The sequence below is a fragment of the Bradyrhizobium sp. GCM10028915 genome (assembly GCF_042666195.1).
GTDB classification, from domain to species: domain Bacteria; phylum Pseudomonadota; class Alphaproteobacteria; order Rhizobiales; family Xanthobacteraceae; genus Bradyrhizobium; species Bradyrhizobium canariense_D.
This window is the reverse complement of the sequence record NZ_JBHTFN010000014.1, coordinates 21,907-40,304: the sequence shown is the minus strand read 5'-3', so window position 1 is coordinate 40,304 and position 18,398 is coordinate 21,907. Positions and strand designations below refer to the sequence as shown.

The window sequence follows — 18,398 nt, the reverse complement described above, 5'->3', positions numbered from 1 at the left end:
GCGGTTGCCGGATAGTAGCGCTGGCTCCCGCGTAGCGTTCCCACATTTTCTTTCCATCTAGATCCTCGACCAACTCAAGCCCAACAGACATCAGAACGTTCGCGATCTCTTTGGGATCAAACCCGGACCTATAAGGTTCGCCTATCGCGCCACCAGAGGGGCATTGTCATTGTGTGGCGACTGCGATCGATCCGGGCTGAACTCGAGTCTATCGACGTAAGTGAATACAATCTCGCTTCCTGGCGAACCGCATGTCGCAACAGCCCGCAGCGTTGACAAATTGGCCTCCCGCGTCAGGTACACCGTCACCCCGAGCCAGGAGAAGAATGCTGCCTTGTCGTTTCGGAATGAAGAGCGACGAGATCCTCCTTTGCGAGGTCGGCAGCGATGAAGTGCACAGACCGCAAAAGCGAGACGCCGCATTCGCTGATGCGATGAGTCTTCATGGTTTGCGTCGCCGGATGGTCTACCTCGAAGATTTCCAGCATGTTGGAAAAAGCAGGGCAGCGAAGCGCAAAGCTGTCGAATCCCGCATCGATTAGGACATACTGACGTACACCCCTGATTGTTGCCTCGCGTAGCGCATCCTCGGCGTACCGGGAACGGATGACCACTCCAGGGAAGGCAGTATTCCTCAACAGGAACTCATCCAGGATAGAATCCGGCGCTCGCAGAGCGCGGGCATGTCCTTCCGAATCCATGCGGGCCAAAATCCGGTGCCTTAACTTTTCGCGCTCGGACGCGGGGACGAGCCGATCGCCCCAAGGGTCATAGAGAAGAGGAGAAGGGTCACACCGCGAATGCACCGCTCTCATCAGCGACGTCATAAGTGCCGTTCGGCTGGGTGATGCTTCCACCATCAATCTCCTCTAGGAGAGTTTGCCTCAGCCGCCGGCTCTTGAGCGCAGCGGCACACGTGCGGATGTTGTTCGCCCAAAGACGGTCGGACCAGTCCGGTAGAGTCCTGCGCCGACTAGAGCAACACCGTCAGCCTTTACTGCCGTGACGTAGCTAACATTTGTGCGACGGCTCCGTCTCGCCCGGCTTCGGGAGCCAATAGTCGGCCCAGCCAGAACCGTTCGACTTGGCGGCTTTGTGTCTCGTCGTGAAATGCCTTCCCCATCTTCGTTCTCTCCGGGTAACGCGTGCTCTTCGCGCGCTGGCAACGGCGGGACATTTAAAAGGACGGGCGGAGCAGACCAAGTCACGGCTCCCAGTAGGCCCGCCCAGAGAACAACGCGTTCGATGATTCTCCAGTCGCTGCTGAGTGAAGAGCTCGTCAGGAAAACGTTTTCTCTGCAATTCCAACTGGCGCCCAGATCGGAACTGACGTGGTGCGGAACAAACGCTAGAGCCGCCACCAGTGGCGCGGCGGTGAAGGCGAAAATGCGGGCGTTGCGTTAGCGGGCCATCGGTGTATCTCCGTCCCTTGAGATGGGGGCAATCATTCTCCCGTCCGGCTTCAGCTTCATTTCGTCGACCTTGCGATCATGTTTCAGGATTGTTTCGACGCGTATGCCGCCTGGCAGCCACCCTTATTCGATGGCGATGCAGGTCGGGCGATCGCTTCTTTGCGGCACGGGCTCACCCTCAATCCTTATGACTCGCAGAACGTAGCGTGGCCCATCTTCCTGGCCTACGCCGAACTTCGCAGCGACATGGTGGATGAGGCGCTCGAAAGCGCGAAGCGGGCGCTGGCGTTGCGTCCCGTGTTTGGTCCGACATTCGAGTTGCCGTGCTGCTGCACAATGGCGCTCGGGCGGGGCGATGACGGCCGCCGGTGGGCCGAACGCGTGGAAGAGGTTCATGGCCCGGAAGGCCGCTTCGTCGCGCCAATTAGAGCCGGTCGACTTGGTTACGACAACGCATCGCAGTATCCCTCCGGCGGCGGCCGCCTTGTTTAGTTTGGGAGGCGGCCCGAGGATTTGACCTTAAGTCTAGCTTTAAGGTCACGTGGCGAATGCAGGTCAATGTGTTGGGCGCCGAACGTCGGCGGCGATGGAGTTCCGACGAGAAGGTCCGCCTTGTCGAAGAGACCTTGCAGGCTGGTGAGACAGTCTGCGGCGTCGCGCGCCGGCACGGGATGGCTCACAGCCTGCTGTTCACGTGGCGTCGACAAGCGCGCCAGGGTCGGCTGGGCGGAGATTCCGTGCCAGCTCTCGTTCCCGTCGAGATCACGCCGGTGGCGTCTCCGATCTCGAGTGACGCGCCACAACCGGCCTCTTCCCCGCCGGCGCAGCGCGCAAGGACTGGAATCATCGAGATCGAGTTTGGCGGCGGCTGTCGCGTGCGCGTTGACCGGGACGTAGACACCGAGACGCTGCAGCGGGTTCTTGAAGTTTTGAGACGACGATGATCCCGATCCCAAGCGGCGTCAGGGTCTGGATCGCCACTGGCCACACCGACATGCGTCGTGGCATGCAAAGCTTGGCTCTCACGGTTCAGGAGAGCTTGAAGCGCGATCCTCATGCCGGCGATCTCTACATCTTCCGGGGCCGCCGCGGTGATCTGGTGAAGATTCTTTGGCATGACGGGTTGGGCATGTCGCTGTATGCCAAGCGCCTGGACCGTGGCAAGTTCATCTGGCCCTCGGCGTCGGACGGTGCGGTGTCGATCTCGGCGGCCCAGATGGCTTACATGCTAGAAGGCATCGACTGGCGGAATCCGCAACTGAGCTGGCGGCCACAAAGCGCGGGCTGAGCGCCGAATCTGTAGCTTCTTGCATTTTGGGGAATCCCATCGCGTCCAATCTGTGATTCACTGCATCGCGTGCATGCTGATCGCGACGCTGTTCCGGATGAGGTTGCCGCCCTGAAGAAGGCGCTGGCAGTCGAGCGCGCGAAGGCTTTGGAGGTCGCCGCCGAGCTCGCGGTCGCCCGCGCGAAAGCGTCGGAAGACGAGGCGCTGATTGCCCAGCAGAAGCTGCAGATCGCCAAGCTGAAACATCAGATCTACGGACAACGGTCGGAGCGCTCGGCGCGGCTGATCGAGCAGTTGGCGCTGACGTTCGAAGAGCTGGAAGCTGACGCAACCGAGGACGAGCTGGCGGCGGAATGGGCCGTGGCCAGGTCGACCACGGTGCGCGGATTTACGCGCAAGCGCGCCGAGCGCCAGACCTTCCCCGAGCACCTTCCCCGGGAGCGGGTAGTGATCGACGGACCTACGGCTTGTGAATGCTGCGGCAGCAATCGTCTTCGCAAGCTCGGCGAGGACGTGACCCGCACGCTAGAAGTGGTGCCGCGCCAGTGGAAGGTGATCGAGACGGTCCGCGAGAAGTTCTCCTGCCGCGACTGCGAGAAGATCAGCCAGGCGCCAGCGCCGTTCCTGCCGTTGCTCGGGGGTGGGCTGGTCCGAGCCTCTTGGCCATGATTATGTTTGAGAAGTTCGGCCAGCATCAGCCGCTCAACCGCCAGGCGGAGCGCTACGCTCTGGCGTGCCGATCGCACTGTCGACCATGGCAGATGCCGTTGGGGCGGTCTGTGCCTCGCTGGATCCTCTGCTGCGCTTGGTGGAAGCCCACGTCATGGCGGCCGAGCGCCTTCATGCTGACGATACGACGGTACCGGTCCTGGCCAAGGGCAAGACCGACACCGGACGGTGCTGGATCTACATCCGCGACGATCGGCCATTTGGGGGCACGGACCCGCCGGCGGCGATGTTCTACTACTCGCGCGACCGCAAGGGCGAGCATCCCCAAGCGCATCTGGCCCGGTATGCCGGCATCCTGCAGGCCGACGCCTATGACGGGTACAACCAGCTCTATCTGCCGGGACGCCAGGCCGGGCCAATCCGCGAGGCTGCCTGCTGGTCGCATGGACGGCGCCCGTTCTTCGCGATGGCCGACATCGAAGAGAATGCCCGGCGCAGGGCCACCGGCAAAAAGGAAATCCCGCTCTCGCCGATCGCGATCGAGGTCGTGCGGCGGATCGATGCGCTGTTCGAGATCGAACGGTCCATCAACGGCAAGAGTGCCGAGGAGCGCCTTCGGGTTCGGCAGACGCTGAGCCGGCCTCTGGTCGAGGACCTCCAGGTCTATATGCGGGAGCAGCTTGCCAAGCTGTCTCGGGGGCACGACCTGGCTAGGGCGTTCAACTATATCCTGAAGCGCTGGGCGAGCTTCACCCTATTCCTCGAGGACGGCCGCGTGTGTCTCTCCAACAATGCCGCCGAACGGGGCTTGCGAGGCATCGCTCTTGGGCGGAAGTCCAGGCTGTTCTGCGGATCTGATCGCGGAGGGCGGCGCGCCGCAGCTATGTACAGCCTGATCGTCACAGCCAAAATCAACGGCATCGATCCGCAGGCGTGGCTCACGAATGTCCTCGCCCGTATCGCCGCTCATCCGGCTCATCGGCTGGACGAACTTCTGCCCTGGAATTGGACGTCAGCGTCTGCGCTCTCCGCTCGAGCGGCGGCATGACCACCCAGGTCAACAAGGTCCATCACGTCACCACCATCACCAAGGTCGCCAAAGACCTCGGCGAAGACGAAGATTGGCTGTGGGACATCGCCAACGAGATGGAGATCGAGGATGGCGTCATCTGGGTCTATGGCGTCGGAGAAGACGGCGTTCAGGCGTTCACCGACTTCGGCATCGACAACCTGATCGAGTTCATCAAGTTCTATAAAGAGAACCCTGGACTACTCAGGCGGTAGCCCTGCGGCCTACGCCGAATGGATACGCATCGCAACCGCGTGAACCAATATGTCCGACTTTGGCCCATCAGCGAAGTAGAGCGCACCTCGTTAAGGTTCGCTCAGGCGGGCAAATCACTTGGCTTGACCCCATCCAGGATTTTCTCGACGAAATATGCGCCCCGGCGCCATATTCCATCAAACTGAGCTCTATCGGCGATAACTGCCCGGAAATGCACGCCCTAGCACTGAGCCCGCGAGCGGAAGTAATTTGTCGCTGGCTTTTCGCTCGAGAGCATCTTCTTCGATGGCTCCGCCGTGTCGAACGCCGCAGCCTTCATTTCCTTGCCGAATGCGGAGCTGGTCGCCAGCGCTAGGCAAATGAAGAAACCTCCAAATGCCGCGCTCCGACGCGGCGCGCGGAGACGCAAGCCCGTCACTTTCGATCCGCAGGCGCCTGAGCGTTTGCCTTGTTGGCGTCGGCTTTGTTCGCTTCGTGGTAACCAATGGCGCAACCCGCGGCGGCGCCAAGCTTGCCCTGTCCGGCCATGTGACCAGCTACGCCACCGACGACGGCGCCTTTGAGGCAGCCCTTGGCGTCGGCGGCGGGTGCCAAGGCGAACGAGATCGCGGCCACCAAGGCCACCGACATAATACATTTCGTCTGCATTCTCCGAATCTGGATCACTGCCTGGTCAACGCGTCGCGGACAAGTTCCGTTCCGACCGTCGCCTTGCTCGAGGAACCGCGATGGCGAGGCCGTAGATGCCAAGCGATGTCCGGTGGGTCCTCAGCTTTCGTGGCATGGAGACTGCCGGCGGCCACGACGTTGATCTCAACGCCGCCGAGCGAACCAGACCCCCAATACGAAGGCCGCCACCAGCGAGCGTAGCGGCGCCTCCACCGCCGCCTTCCGGAGCCGCTCGGCCAATTCATCCACGGACTGCCGGAGGTCTGTTTGGTTCCTCGTCCCCGACGTTTCCCGAGGAGGATTCTGGAAGCCGAAACCCGTCATGCCAGCTTTCCTCGCCCGTCGCCCAGACAGTTTCTTATTTCGAATAAGGGCTAAGTGGCGCGCTGCTGCCCGACTATTCTGCTCCGAAATTAATCGCGATGTTCGGCTTGGCGCGGCCCTGGCTTTGACTCTGTATGACCCGGAAGCCGGTTGTCCCGTGCGACGGCTCCCAGTTGTGCGGACCATTTAGTCGAAGGCGGTCGCGGGTTCTCGAAGCGTGTCGTGCTGCAAGCTACGGCATCATAGCGCGACGCATTTCCGACGGCTTGAGGCCGTAGAAATGCCTGAAGGTGCGGTTGAAGTAAGACAAGTCACCAAAGCCTGCGTCGAATGCAATCGAAGCAATGCTGCGCTGCGGCCAGCCAGGGTCTGTCAACATGCGACGGGCGCGCTCGAGCCGGCGGCCGAGGACGAACTGCGAGAATGACGTTCCTTCGCTCTCGAACAGTTTACGGATGTAGCTGTCCGATATCTGATGGCGCTTTGCGACCGCGCTGGGTGAAAGATCACTGGCCGAGAGGTGCGCCTCGATGTCACCCTTGATGGCGCGAAGGCGAGCCGCGCGAATACCGCGGCCCTCGGCAACCGCGATTGCGTCGCGGGTCGCGCCGAGCGTGACCGCGACGAGATCGCAAAGTTGCGCCGCGACAAGCCGTCGCATCTGCGGGCTCGCCAGCGCCGGATCCTCGAAGACGGCATCAACGTAATTCCGGAGCAGCCTCAACATGCCAGTGCCGCGCGGGATTCGACGTAGTGTGGCATCGTCGATGTTGCGCACAAGCGGACTGAGTAAGGCGCGCGAAAGTCGGATGACGCGATGATCCACGAGTTGTGGCCGGTCGATGGTCCGCGAGACCGAATAGCTGAGAAGCATCGCATCACCGTCACGCAACGTCGTCTCGCCGCGCCGCCCCGTAACGAGACTGAGCCCGCGCAAATTCATGTGAAAGCTAAAATCATCGTCGCCGTCGCCGCTGTCCCGGCGCGCGTGCTCGTGTCGGACACCCCGCACCGTCCCGGACAGGAGGCCAAAGTCAGGAAACTTCCGGAGCCCAAAGTCGATGCTGCAAGCAACGTCCGGCATCGGCTTGAACTCCACCCAGGTCACGCCGCGGTCATGCAGTGATTCCACGTCACTGGCTTGCGCTTGCACCTGTACGACATCCGCGACGCGGGTGGTCATCGGGATACTCCATCGCGCAGCGACCACAGCGGTCAGGTGGTAACCTAGCAACCGTGCGGAGTCCCGTCCAGTCCGTGCCTCATTCCCGCTGCGGCCAAGCCAGAGGCATCAATCGACGGCTATGCTGCGGGCAAGTTCAGAGGATGCCATGACCCTTATACGGCGCGAGTTCTTACAACTAATCGCAAGCGCGGCTGCGGCCCCGGCGATCGCTTTCGGCCCCGCCGCAGCGCAAGAGGTCTCGCGACAGGTCCGCGTAGCGACCGGTCTGCTCGCCACCTGGCAGAGTACCGCATGGCTTGGAGCCGAGGCCGGTGTCTTCAAAAAGCATGGGATCGAGATGAGCCTGCCGGCCATCGCAGTCGGCGGGCCGCAGGCGGCTGCCCTCGTCATCCGCGGCGACTGCGAATTCGCCCATACCGGCACCCTGCCAGTCGCCGAAGAGGTGCTCAAAGGCCGCGATATCGTGATCCTAGCGACGCCGACGTCGGAATTTCCCAATTCCTTCGTGATGACCCGCAAGGACATCAGGGAACTCGCACAGTTGAATGGCAAGAAGGTCGGAGTCTTGACCGAGACCGGACAGACCAGTGTGGCGGCCCGGATCACAGTCGAGAAAGCGGGCGCCACTGCGACCTACCTCCCGCTGATCAAGTTCGATCGCATCTACGCGGCGCTGGCAGCTGGCGAAATCGATGCCGGGGCACTCCCGATCGATCTGCGCTTTGGGGGCGAAGTCCGCTACGGCTGGAACGCGTTCCCCATCCATGAGTTCGGCACGCCATCGATCTTCGCGAGCACTCGCAAGCTGATTGCGTCTGATCGCGCGCTGGTGATGAACGTTATGCAGGGATTTGTCGAGACGATCCATCTGTTTAAGACACGCCCAGACGTCGTCGTCCCCCTTCTGCAACGCTATCTAAAAATCGACGATCGCAAGTCCGCCGAGGAGCTATACGCGTTTCACGTACCAGTGTTTCAGAAGATCCCACGGCCATCATTTCCTGGGATGTCGACGCTGCGGGGGCTGCTCGTTCCGAAATATCCCGCGGCGATATCGCTGAAAGAATCCGACATCGCTGATTCATCATTCATCGACGAGCTTGAACGCAATGGATTCATCGACCAGCTGTACGCAGGTGACACTAAGTAGACTGAACAGCACCGGTCCACCTGGGAAAGCAGTACCGAATGTGAGAGCAACGCATCCCGTCGCACAGGCAAGCCGCTGCCGGATCACGCGCAGGCGGGAGAAGGCCTGCCGTTGCTGTTATTCAGTTGCCATAACAGCAGGCGCTCCCTCGGCGGCTTCTTGTACAGCAGCGGATACGGGAGCGCCTTCACTGCCGCCCAGTCGTGCTCTTCTGTGGCTCCGGACTTCTTGCTTTAGCGGGCAGCGCCTTCAAGAGTTCGCCCGCGAGATCGGCGAGAGACTGCGCATCCTCAAAGCGGCCCGCTTGGAGGAGGAGATGCCGTAATGCCAGCTCTTGAGAGCTTGGTTCAACGAAAGGCCCAGCGGCCAAATACATTGCAGCCGAGTTTTCTAATAAATCAAACCAAAACGGGCTCCAGCGCGTCGCGTTGTCCATAAGGAAGCAAAACAGGGAGGGTCGAAGTCCACAGGTCTGCTCGGGAACAAGCGGCAATCAGAGACGTTGGGGCGGCAGCTTGCACCTTGGAAGCCACCTTATCGCGAAGGTCTGGAGAGCCATTGAATGGATGCGGCGATCGAACCGAAGGTTCAGAAACGAAAGACGTTCCGCGTTCGCAATTTTCTATCCACACTGGGACCAGGCCTCATCACGGGGGCATCCGACGATGATCCGTCCGGGATAGGCACCTACAGCCAGGCCGGCGCGCAGCTCGGTTTCGGCATCGGTTGGACCATGCTGCTCTCTTATCCGCTCATGGCCGCGATCCAGGAGATTTCGGGACGGATAGGGCGTGTGACCGGCCGCGGCATTGCTGGAAATGTCTGTCGGAATTTCGGGCCTGCCTACGTCTGGAGCCTGGTGGGGCTGCTGTTCGTCGCCAACACGATCAATATCGCTGCCGATCTCGGAGCCATGGCGGATGCGCTCAAACTCTTGATTGGCGGTCCCGGCATCGTCTACGTGGTGCTGCTCGGAACGCTGTCGGTCCTCGCCCAAATCTTCTTCAACTATGACCGGTACGTGTCGGTGCTGAAATGGCTGACCCTCAGCCTATTCGCTTACGTGATCGCGCTCGCCGTCGTGGAGGTGCCTTGGCTGGAGGCGCTGAAGGGTGTCTTAATTCCCCGCGTCACTTGGGACGCCGCCTTCTTGACGACGCTCGTTGCCATCTTGGGCACGACGATATCACCATACCTTTTCGTCTGGCAGTCGTCACAGGAAGCAGAGGAGCAGCGGGTCGATGACGACAAAGAGCCTTTGAAAAAGGATTCGTCGGACGCGCCGGAAGAATTTCGCCGTATCCGCCTCGACACGATGATCGGCATGGCCTTTTCGAACCTTATCGCGCTTTCGATTATCGTCACGACGGCAGCGACGCTGCATGCCCAAGGCAAAACCGATATCGAAAGTTCGGCGCAAGCGGCAGAAGCCTTGAAGCCGATCGCAGGTCCTTTCGCCGAGCTCATCTTCGCATTCGGCATCATCGGGACCGGGCTGTTGGCGATCCCTGTCTTAGCCGGCTCCACTGCATACGCCATTGGCGAGGGGCGTCGTTGGAAGGTCGGGCTGTCGCGCAAACCAAAGGAGGCCATCGCGTTCTACTCCGTGCTGGCACTTTCGGGCCTCTGCGGTATCGGGCTCAATTTTACCCCCATTGATCCGATCAAGGCGCTCTATTGGAGCGCCGTGGTGAACGGGGTGCTCGCCGCGCCTGTAATGGTTCTTTTGATGGTGCTCGTTCGGCGACCGAAGGTCATGGGCAAGCTTGTCGTCACAGGACCCTTGTACTGGCTGGGCTGGGCCGCGACCGGCGCCATGGCTCTCTGCATCGTGGGCATGGTCGCCACGATGTTCATGGGCTCGTCGTCCTAGAACTTGAGCGTGGTCCTGAGGCCGAACACAGATGCGTTTTTGAGAGCCTTGCCCGCCAAGGGGCCGGCCGGTAATGCGGCCCCGCCTCCTGGATGAACGATGTACTGGAAATTGGGTTGGACAGTCCAGCCGTCCTTGATCTGGTACTGGTAGGCAGCGGTCAACAAACCTTCGAAGCTTCTCAGCGGCCAATTTGGATTTACCAACGCCCGGTAATCCGCGTCTAGCGCCTGGGCCCGCCTGGACACATGGGCATAGCCCGCCGCGATCCCGAACTTGTCGTCGGGCCGGTCCTCGCGAAGCCCGATGAACTCGATACCGGCATCTGCGTAGAGGTCGATTATGTTGCGATCAGCGGGTGCGCCGGCGGCCCTTGCGAATAAGCCGATGCCGCGATCGTCGCTGTGGGGTACGCGGTAGGTCTGCTGCTCGAAGACCGCCCAACCACCGATGTCCCCTGCCAGCAAGAGGGGCTCGCCGCTGCTACCGAGAGCGGCGAGCGAGACGCCGTTCGAAGCGAACTGTTGATTGGCGAAAGAGCCGAAGTGCCGCCAGCCGCCGAACTTGATCTGGCCGGTCAGGTTGGGATCACCCTTCTTGTTGTTCCAGGCGTACTGGATCTGACCTAGAAGCAACGGCGGATCGTTGACCCGGAAATTCACGCCGTAGCGATTGCGCTCCTGCGGGTCGCCCGATCCGGGTCCCGCTTGGTCGCCGTCGAAGATCCCACCCAGAACAGAAAGCTGGTCGGTCACGTTGATCAGCAGCCTTGCACCCATAGCCGCCAAAGGCGGCGACGGTCCGCCGCTGGGAAGATTGAGCGACGTGATCGCGGGCCAACCCATTGAGGCGTTGGTAAACACATCTGTGTATTTGGTGTTGAAGAATTCGCTGTCGGCGGCGAGCTGACCGACTTTGAGCGAGATCCTCTTCGCGCCCCACTGCTTCTCGAAATACGCTTCGTAGAGACGCGTTGAGGGAAGGGCCTCGATTCCGCTGACGACGAAGAAGTTCTGAAGATTGCTTCGGGACAGGCCGTCGCCATGAATCTGGAACATGTTGGCGTGAAAAGTGAGCTTGTCGATGCCGACGAGCTTCTGCAGATCGACATCCACCGCGAGGTTGAGACGGCCTTCGTAGATAGCCCCCTGTTTCACGCCGCCGGAAGCGTTATCCAACGTTTCGCCGATATAGGTGGCTGCGAACTTCACCCCGTACTTCTGCAGCGGGTTAGGAAGAAGGCCGAGCGTCTTTTCCTCTACGGTGCTCTCACCCGTATCCGGATCAGCAGGCTTGTCGTCGTCGGTCTTCTTGTCCTCCTGGGCGGCGGCACCGGCCGCCAGAAGTAAGACGAGTGACAACGAAAGAACTGCCTGCCTATAGGCTCGCTGGGGTCGCGACACGCGAGTTCCTGATCTCGACAATAGCCTTACGAATTGCCCGATCTTGCAAGGCAAGTCCACCCTCGGGGCTTCTTCCAACAGGTGGTCAGACCAACTATCGTATTCGTGACATTTGAGGCGCGCCATGCGGAATGTTGGTTAAAGTACGACTTTCCCTTCTGGGGAGGCATTGATGTTCGATGCGGCAGCGACTGCGCTATGGGCGGTCTTAACAAGATCTGCGAGAGCGTTTTGTACCGCGACCCCGGAGCGTACCTATGTCGCCTCATAGATACTGGAGGCGGCCACCAGTGGCGAGGTATCGTCGGACTAACTCGGGCGCCCTTCGCGGGCGTCCACGATCTGGCGCTGATCGGTCGAGGCGGTGGTGAATTTCCAGGTCACGGTTCTGAAAATCCTGGCCGGCCTATCCGGACGGCTTCGCCGTCATGGAAGATCTCAAGCGCGACATGGCCATCCTGGCGACCAATGGCCGCGAATGGGCGGATCGGACCAAGCGCCTCGCCGCCCGGGTTCCGGATCTCGACATCTTTTCACACGGGCTGGTCGAACGAACCAGCGGCGGCTGGAGGATCACGTCCAAAGGTCGGGAAGTGCTCGACTTTACGGAAGCCGGAATTGCTGCTCTCGAGCCGATCCGAGCGCCATTAGTCGAGGACGCCACGTCCGCAATAGTCGCTCCAAGCCAGGTTCCGCTGCCGGCACAGCCTGCTGACCGTGCCAAGCGGCGGCGCGAACGCCGCGAACGTCGTCGCGAGGCGCGTGAACGCGCGAGAGCGAATAGCTCTTGAGGTGACATCGAGGCCAAAGAAAAAGCGCCGGTTGGGCGCGGTGGCTTGGTTAGTTCCGAACTGTCGATTGCCTCCCCAGCCCCAAGCGTACCGCCCTCGCCCTGTTGCTGCAGCGCAAGCTCGATCTAGCGAGTGCGTTTCAATGCGGCGACGGGGCGGGCGAGGTGTGCCGGGGGTCCTTACGAGGCCGGCAAGGGCGCAACGAGGACCGGGGAGCCGACCCCCTGCGCGGTGTCGCCGGCCCGCGATCGTCCCGCGGCCCCCACCACACCAAGCGCTCTGCCTTTGAGTTGAGGGCCCGTTCCGCTGACGAGAGCACCTGCCGTTTCAAGCCGACTGAGCATTCGGTGAAGACACACTGCGTCCAGAGGCCGGTCAGGTCCACAATCCCCGCGGCTCCAAGATCGATGGATGTCCCGAGCGGCACTCGCTCGACGCCGAGGCCGGTCGATCCTGATCGAGCAGAACGTTCAGTGGACCGTTCAGCGTGCGCGCTATATGACGCTGGAAACTATCGCTCCGTTGAGCGATGATCCGAGCGTCAGCCTCACGGCGATCGCCAGCTGACAAGCCCGGCTCTCGCCGGCGAACGTGGAGACCTGCTGCCACCTACACCACGCCACGGGACACGATCTCGGAACGAATGCGAGCCGCTGGTTGTAGTCGTCAAATAGGACGTTAAACGGTGGACATGAACGCCGGGCGAACCGCTGGAGCTTTGGTCGGCAACGGTCGTGGCACCTGGGCGCCTCGCCTACCAGCGGCGGACGGGGGACGGGGGACGGTCTCCCGTAAGGGCAGAAGACGAGTCGAAGCGTAGAATACTGCCGTTGGCCCAGCAAGGCATTTTCACCTTGTTTTTGTGACCTTTAAATTGATGGCAGTCGCGGAGAACGCAATGCCGACTGACGAAAGCAAGGATCGCTCCCACCCAGAATCGGGTGGGGTGCTCGACTTCCAGTATCACTGGATCCGTGCCACTACGCAGACCCAAGCGCAGTTGTCCGGGATCCCCACAACCCTGTACATTGGGCTCATCTAGTTGGCGCAGCGAGCCGAACAGATTTGGTGTGATGAAACAGCGGCCGTCAGACGAGAGGAGCTCGGATTACTCGACATCCGTGATCTCAGCGGTGCTCAGGTTTCATCCGTCTCCCAAAGCCTATCTCTGCTGGACCTCGACCGGGACTTCGTTGCCTCGCGTCTGGCCGGTCTGGCGGCAAAAGAGGATTTGCAGTGCCGCGGAGCGACAGAGCTAGACGCCGAGGCAACCCTTACGTGGGATGACATCGAAGCCACGATCTCCTCCGTAAAGGATTGGGGCGCATTCATCGAGGCTGCTCGTGCTTATGGGCGCTGGATCGCGACGGCGAAATAGCCGCCGCCAGATCCCCAGGTCATCTCCGTGGCACCACGTCGCTTTTTTTCAGATCATGTTTTTCCATCAAACTCTACGATCTGCATCTCGCCGCACTGGACCCAACCCCGCTTGTGGTCCAGGAACGGGCCCATCTTGCCTATCGCGGCAGCGTTCTTGCGACACGAACACTCATGTAGTGCGTCCGATTCGATGAGCCAAACCAAATACGAGCCGCGGCGCGGCGGGTTTGTGCCGCTCGGCTGAGCGAGCCGCCGCGCAGAACGTGTCGGCTGCAATCACCTTCTATCCAGGCCGATCCGTCCGCCGGTGCGCCTTGATAAGTGTCGTGCCAGCAGTCCTCCACCCAGTCGTAGACGCTACCATGGACTTCGTAAATTCCCCAAGGATTAGGAAGCGCCGGTCTTGGCAACGGAAGGGGCGCCCCAGCGATTTGGCGCTGTTCGAACAGATCAATAGCGAAGGAATCGCCCCACCAGAAGGCGGTCGTCGTTCCGGCGCGCGCGACGTACTCCCGCTCCGATTCGCTCAACAATCGATATGGCTTTCCGGTCGCACGCGACAGCCATTCGACGTACTCTTTGGCTTCGACCCATTGGATATTGGTGATAGGTTTCCATTCGCTACTGCTGCTGGGATCCGAAGGTTGGAAGCTGCAGCCCTTCCTCATAACGCAGGCGTTCCACTCAGCGAGAGAAACGGGAAGGCGTCCAACCGAAAAGCTCGGAAACGTCACTTGGTGTTGCGGTCGTTCGTCCGGCGTACTGCCTGGTTCATCTGCGCTTGCGCCCATGGTAAACCGGCCAGCAGGAATGACGATCAGCACTGGACAGAAATCACACTCTTTGAAGCGATCAAGCGGCAGCAATGCGCTTTCTTCAGATCGCGATAGCGGCCGGAAAAGCCGCAAATCTAAGAGTGTTGGGTGCTCTAAGATCGCGAGCGCCGATACGGATTGATCCAACGTTTCTGCACCGACGCTTGGTACATGGAGCTGGATAATAAGCGGCGCAACAAATAGAGCTAATCGGTGAACAAACCTATGCATACAAAGTCTCCCAGCCGCATCGCGGGGGTGGGGTAAACCACTAGACTGGCGGCCTCAACTACAGCAGGCCCCTTTGCCGTTCTCTTGGATCGGCGGACAGGGGACGGTCCCGTAAGAGCAGAACACGCAGCAATCGGCGGGCTTGGCCTTCAGCCGGGTACCGCAGCCAGCGCAATCATAGAAAAACTGGCAGGCGTCAGTCGGCATGCGTTCGGTGGCTTTGAACTGGCAGCTCGGGCACGTAATTGTGGATAACAAGATCATTCTGCATTCATACAACAAATTTGGACCGCCGCCAAATCAGCTTACGTCCGCTTTGATTGAGACAGCCGAGCGCAGCTTGCAGGAGCTAGTCGGCTCACCTCGCCGAAACGGCCGTCGCGGGAGTGGCCGAACTGCGTATCGCCCGTTGCGTTGCGTTTGTGCTTGATCTTGCAGTACTGGTACGTCCGACGTCGAAGGGCGTTATGACCGTGCAAAACAGACGTTTGGCTTTTGTTGGCTCGGCACAAGAGCCTGACGGCCACTCTCTCCTTTGTGGCTATCGTCCCAAACTTTCGACATCGCGCTCACAAACAACCCTGCGATTGCGCTACGATATTCATTGGGCCTCCCTATCGCCTATCAGCCCGACTGCTCACCGGCCTCAAGCTGATGAAAGTCGCCGAAACTTGGGGAGGTAAGCCGCTCCCAGCAGTGACTCGCAAGTCTACAATCGCGCCACACGCATCATCGTCGAGAGAGCAAGCGCGGTGCTAGATACATGGCTGTCGAGTTGCGGCGGATCGTCGGTGAACCCGTGCCGTTCTGTGCGGGAAGCTCGGTCTTAGATCGGAGCAGCCGCGTTTTAAGGCAGCTTTGCTGACCCGTAAAACGCAATGATTAGCCGCAAATGAGAAGACAAGGTGTTCGCTTCGGCGTAGAGATACGATCACTTGCTTGTTCGGAATTTCATTTCATCAGTTTTTATTTGGGGCTCACCATGGCGGTAGCAGACTCAAAACTAGTATCATCCGTTGAAACAATTGAACAATCTGAGGCGAAAGCCGCGACGAGTGAGGTCGTGACCGTCGCCTTGTTCTCTGGCCTTGGGTTACTGCTTTCGTTGGCCGTCCTGATAATGGATCTGATCACTCCCGGCGACTGGTTCTAAGTCAGAGCCGCTCTGTCGCCCTTTGGCGAAGCTCGGCGCACTTCTCTTTTCTTTGCGATTTTTTGATAACAGGAGGTCGTTCCATGCCGAAGGTATTTAGTCGTGTCGTTGCTTTAACTTTCGCCGGACCAATCATGGCAGCCCAAGCCTAGGCGGCGCCAGCTAACGCCGCCATCGTTGCGCCGGATGTGCTAACCCCGGGCGCAACGGTTCAACCGCTTCCAAACGGCGGCAGCGGTGTCGCCACCCTACTATATAACGCTTTTTGTGGTATCTCGAACTTTGGCGGACGGGAGAAAATGACGTTCTAGCGACGAGTGCCAGCCCATTATCCGATAGCGGCCAAATCATCTTTGCCAAAGAACTTGCGGGTGGAGAATACAGCGCCAATCTGCAAACATTTGTAGTCGGAGCTTCCTTCCAAGATCCTTTTGCCTTCTTCACTGACCTGTGCGGCAACAATTTTCAGACAGACGGCGCTGTTGGGCCGCTGTACCAGCCGTCCCCGAACCGTCAACTTGGGCCATGATGATTCTTGGCTTCGTGGGCATGAGGCCGGCGCAGGTCGAAAGGGACCGCGCTCCGCGTAGCAGCGGCGTGATTGTCTCGAGCTAATGCAACGAAAGCCGCTCCTGAACGTGATGGATCGCCGTTCTCGTCCTTACGAATCTGACGATCGAGACAGCGCGCAATGTTGACTTCCGACCATCCAGAGCTCGCCCGCAGTGCCGCGCGCCGCCGGGCGTCTTCACCTTGCACCTTGCTATGCATGGTACGTTCATGCGCCGCACATCGCTTGATGCGATAGCGGCGCGCTCCACTAGCGACATCATGGAGCTTGTGATCTGATAACCCCGCCTTGATTTTGATTGCTAAACTCGGGATGAGGGAGAGCTAACATGAAACAAGTGTCACAGCTTTCGTGCCGCGCGGGCGCCGACGCGGCTTCTCAGACGGGAGGGCGTGGGGGTTCGGCGCAGGTACGAATTTATCCGCGATGATCTTTTTCATTCGAGCGCGATATCGGCAGCCACGTAGGCGGCTGATAGCCACCTCCTAACTGCCAGGGGAAGAACATGATGAAACAACGCAGCATTCTGAGTGTCTCAGGGTCGATCGTTTTGACACTTGCCCTGTTTGGCATCGCTGCCGGGAGTACCGCAGCAGCAGCTGAGATCAAGCTTCTATGCGCTGTGGCTTTGCAGCCTGCAATGGACGTGCTAATTCCGGACTTCGAAAACACCTCAGGACACAAAGTAACGGTAGCCTACGGAAACGCGGGGGCTATCGCGGACCGTTTCAAACAGGGTGAGGCCGCGGATCTTGTGATCAACGCCGCGCCGCTGATGGAGCAACTTGGAGCGCAAGGCAAAGTCATAGCTGGGGACCATATCACCATCGCGAAGGTCGGCGTTAGCGCCTTTGTGCGCAAGGGTGCCGCGAATCCCGACATGAGTTCGGCAGACGCCTTCAAACGCTCCATATTGGCCGCAAAATCAATTATCTATCCTGACCCCGCTGGCGGGGGTGCCAGTGGCATCTACATGGCCAGTCTGCTCGAACGATTGGGCATCGCTGCGGAAATGAGGTCCAAGACTAAGCTATCTCCGTCTGCAAAAGTGCTGTACGCAAGCGTTGCCAGCGGCGACGTTGAGATCGGATTCAATCAAATCAGCGAAGTCTTGGCTCAACCAACCGTCGAATTCGCTGGCGCATTGCCATCGGCGATTCAGAACTACACCAACTTTGCCCCTGGAATCGTCACTACTAGCAACCAGACTGAGGCCGCAAGAGCCCTGGTCACGTTCCTTACCTCGCGCGCCGCTAAGGCCGTTCTACAAGCAAAGGGATTCGAGTAAAGCGCGAGCTGCGAGCCACAAGCTCGGCGGCTAACTGCATAAACCGCGTACGCGAATATGGTGGTTGAAATTAGAAATAGTGTCTACCTTGAGGTTAAGCGGTTGTGGAGGGGGCATATGAAGGCGCTTTCTTTTGCGGCAGTGAGTATCCTGGCAAGTATGATGCTGTTGTCCTCTGCGAATGCAGCTGAGTTGAGGGTGCTGGCCGGCGGTGCCATGACGGGGGTCTGGGCTATTTTAAAGCCCAAGTTTGAGCAAACCTCGGGCCACAAGCTTGAAATTTTCTTCGGCACCACCCCCAACCTGATCAAGGAAGCGACTTCCGGCAAGCCGTTCGACGTCGGCGTCGTGCCGGTTGAGGTAATGAAGGACGCCGCCGCGCGACCACACTTCGCAGCCGGGCCCACGCTGGACGTAGCTCGTGTCGGACTCGGTGTCGCGGTGCGCGGCGGTGCGCCAAAGCCAAACATTTCCACACCCGAGGCGTTTAAGGCTGCTCTGCTTAATGCGCAATCGGTCGCCTCGATCCCGGAAAGCGCAACTGGTTACTCAATCGCGAAGGTATTTGAGCGCCTCGGCATCACCGAGCTGATGAAAGCCAAGATGAGAGCGCAGCCGACCCCCGCACAGGTGGTCGCTGTAGTAGCCAACGGAGAGGCTGAACTCGCGCTCTTCCTGATGAACGTGTTGACGGTGCCGGGTTTGGACGTGGTTGGCCCTTTCCCCGCTGAGTTGCAGCAGGATGTCGTATTCACGGCCGCGCTCGGTGCGGGCACAAACGAGCCCGCAGCCGCGAAGGCGCTCCTCGATTACCTGAAGACGCCAGACGCCATATCGGTGATCAAGGGCAAAGGTATGACACCGGGATAACGGTGAGCCGTCTTGTGCGGCGACCAACATTTTGATTGAT

The 18,398-nt window shown here is 59.9% G+C and carries 15 protein-coding genes and 4 pseudogenes; 13 read left to right on the top strand and 6 right to left on the bottom strand.

Going from position 1 to position 18,398, the window contains the following annotated elements:
• Positions 1–305: 305 nt before the first annotated feature.
• Positions 306–827, bottom strand: a complete 522-nt coding sequence (locus ACFQX9_RS11370; protein ID WP_377788528.1) for a class I SAM-dependent methyltransferase — start codon at positions 825–827, stop codon at positions 306–308.
• A 663-nt stretch (positions 828–1,490) separates the two neighbouring features.
• On the opposite strand from ACFQX9_RS11370, the gene ACFQX9_RS11365 reads away from it, so the two are divergent.
• The 5 genes and pseudogenes from ACFQX9_RS11365 to ACFQX9_RS11345 all read left to right on the top strand — a co-directional run bounded on the left by ACFQX9_RS11365 (position 1,491) and on the right by ACFQX9_RS11345 (position 4,653).
• The gene (locus tag ACFQX9_RS11365; protein WP_377788499.1) at positions 1,491–1,904 is read left to right on the top strand and encodes a tetratricopeptide repeat protein; all 414 of its coding nucleotides are present in this window, start codon (positions 1,491–1,493) and stop codon (positions 1,902–1,904) included.
• A 56-nt stretch (positions 1,905–1,960) separates the two neighbouring features.
• Complete coding sequence (locus ACFQX9_RS11360) at positions 1,961–2,356, top strand: transposase (protein ID WP_377788497.1); 396 nt, start codon at positions 1,961–1,963, stop codon at positions 2,354–2,356.
• Positions 2,353–2,700 (top strand): IS66 family insertion sequence element accessory protein TnpB, encoded by a 348-nt coding sequence (tnpB, locus tag ACFQX9_RS11355; RefSeq protein ID WP_275167826.1) that lies wholly within the window; start codon positions 2,353–2,355, stop codon positions 2,698–2,700. Before ACFQX9_RS11360 ends, tnpB begins: the two co-directional genes overlap by 4 nt.
• Before the next feature lie 69 nt (positions 2,701–2,769).
• Positions 2,770–4,417 (top strand): annotated as a pseudogene (locus tag ACFQX9_RS11350) (IS66 family transposase).
• Positions 4,414–4,653, top strand: a complete 240-nt coding sequence (locus tag ACFQX9_RS11345) for a hypothetical protein (RefSeq protein WP_377788493.1) — start codon at positions 4,414–4,416, stop codon at positions 4,651–4,653. Before ACFQX9_RS11350 ends, ACFQX9_RS11345 begins: the two are co-directional and overlap by 4 nt.
• A gap of 415 nt (positions 4,654–5,068) precedes the next feature.
• Here the strand turns inward: ACFQX9_RS11345 and ACFQX9_RS11340 are convergent, their stop codons facing one another.
• Positions 5,069–5,284 (bottom strand): hypothetical protein, encoded by a 216-nt coding sequence (locus tag ACFQX9_RS11340; RefSeq protein ID WP_377788490.1) that lies wholly within the window; start codon positions 5,282–5,284, stop codon positions 5,069–5,071.
• Between the two features lie 595 nt (positions 5,285–5,879).
• Positions 5,880–6,830, bottom strand: coding sequence for an AraC family transcriptional regulator (locus ACFQX9_RS11335; protein WP_377788487.1), 951 nt, complete (start codon positions 6,828–6,830; stop codon positions 5,880–5,882).
• Between the two features lie 148 nt (positions 6,831–6,978).
• On the opposite strand from ACFQX9_RS11335, the gene ACFQX9_RS11330 reads away from it, so the two are divergent.
• Positions 6,979–7,983 (top strand): ABC transporter substrate-binding protein, encoded by a 1,005-nt coding sequence (locus tag ACFQX9_RS11330; RefSeq protein ID WP_377788484.1) that lies wholly within the window; start codon positions 6,979–6,981, stop codon positions 7,981–7,983.
• Positions 7,984–8,545: 562 nt separating this feature from the next.
• A complete protein-coding gene (locus ACFQX9_RS11325; protein WP_377788481.1) occupies positions 8,546–9,856 on the top strand; it encodes an Nramp family divalent metal transporter in 1,311 nt (436 codons plus the stop codon).
• Here ACFQX9_RS11325 and ACFQX9_RS11320 read toward each other — a convergent pair.
• Positions 9,853–11,385 carry a carbohydrate porin gene (locus ACFQX9_RS11320; protein WP_377788479.1) on the bottom strand — a complete coding sequence of 511 codons (1,533 nt, stop codon included), beginning with the start codon at positions 11,383–11,385 and terminating at the stop codon, positions 9,853–9,855. The two genes, ACFQX9_RS11325 and ACFQX9_RS11320, sit on opposite strands and share 4 nt — an antisense overlap.
• 241 nt (positions 11,386–11,626) lie before the next feature.
• Here ACFQX9_RS11320 and ACFQX9_RS11315 point away from each other — a divergent pair.
• The 3 genes and pseudogenes from ACFQX9_RS11315 to ACFQX9_RS11305 all read left to right on the top strand — a co-directional run bounded on the left by ACFQX9_RS11315 (position 11,627) and on the right by ACFQX9_RS11305 (position 13,428).
• Positions 11,627–12,050: pseudogene (locus ACFQX9_RS11315) on the top strand (hypothetical protein).
• Between the two features lie 423 nt (positions 12,051–12,473).
• A pseudogene (locus ACFQX9_RS11310) lies at positions 12,474–12,617 on the top strand (IS256 family transposase); the annotation flags it as partial.
• A gap of 475 nt (positions 12,618–13,092) precedes the next feature.
• Complete coding sequence (locus tag ACFQX9_RS11305) at positions 13,093–13,428, top strand: hypothetical protein (protein ID WP_377788476.1); 336 nt, start codon at positions 13,093–13,095, stop codon at positions 13,426–13,428.
• Positions 13,429–13,567: 139 nt separating this feature from the next.
• On the opposite strand, the gene ACFQX9_RS11300 is transcribed toward ACFQX9_RS11305, so the two are convergent.
• Positions 13,568–14,476: a formylglycine-generating enzyme family protein gene (locus tag ACFQX9_RS11300; RefSeq protein ID WP_377788473.1), complete on the bottom strand. Its 909-nt coding sequence runs from the start codon at positions 14,474–14,476 to the stop codon at positions 13,568–13,570.
• A gap of 54 nt (positions 14,477–14,530) precedes the next feature.
• Positions 14,531–14,740: a GDCCVxC domain-containing (seleno)protein gene (locus ACFQX9_RS11295; RefSeq protein ID WP_084777481.1), complete on the bottom strand. Its 210-nt coding sequence runs from the start codon at positions 14,738–14,740 to the stop codon at positions 14,531–14,533.
• 1,378 nt (positions 14,741–16,118) lie between these two features.
• Here ACFQX9_RS11295 and ACFQX9_RS11290 point away from each other — a divergent pair.
• The 3 genes and pseudogenes from ACFQX9_RS11290 to ACFQX9_RS11280 form a co-directional block, all read left to right on the top strand.
• A pseudogene (locus tag ACFQX9_RS11290) lies at positions 16,119–16,230 on the top strand (PEP-CTERM sorting domain-containing protein); the annotation flags it as partial.
• A 475-nt stretch (positions 16,231–16,705) separates the two neighbouring features.
• Positions 16,706–17,488, top strand: a complete 783-nt coding sequence (gene modA, locus ACFQX9_RS11285; RefSeq protein WP_377788470.1) for a molybdate ABC transporter substrate-binding protein — start codon at positions 16,706–16,708, stop codon at positions 17,486–17,488.
• A 117-nt stretch (positions 17,489–17,605) separates the two neighbouring features.
• On the top strand, positions 17,606–18,358 hold the full coding sequence (locus tag ACFQX9_RS11280) for a molybdate ABC transporter substrate-binding protein (protein ID WP_377788467.1): 753 nt from the start codon (positions 17,606–17,608) through the stop codon (positions 18,356–18,358).
• Positions 18,359–18,398 lie beyond the last annotated feature (40 nt).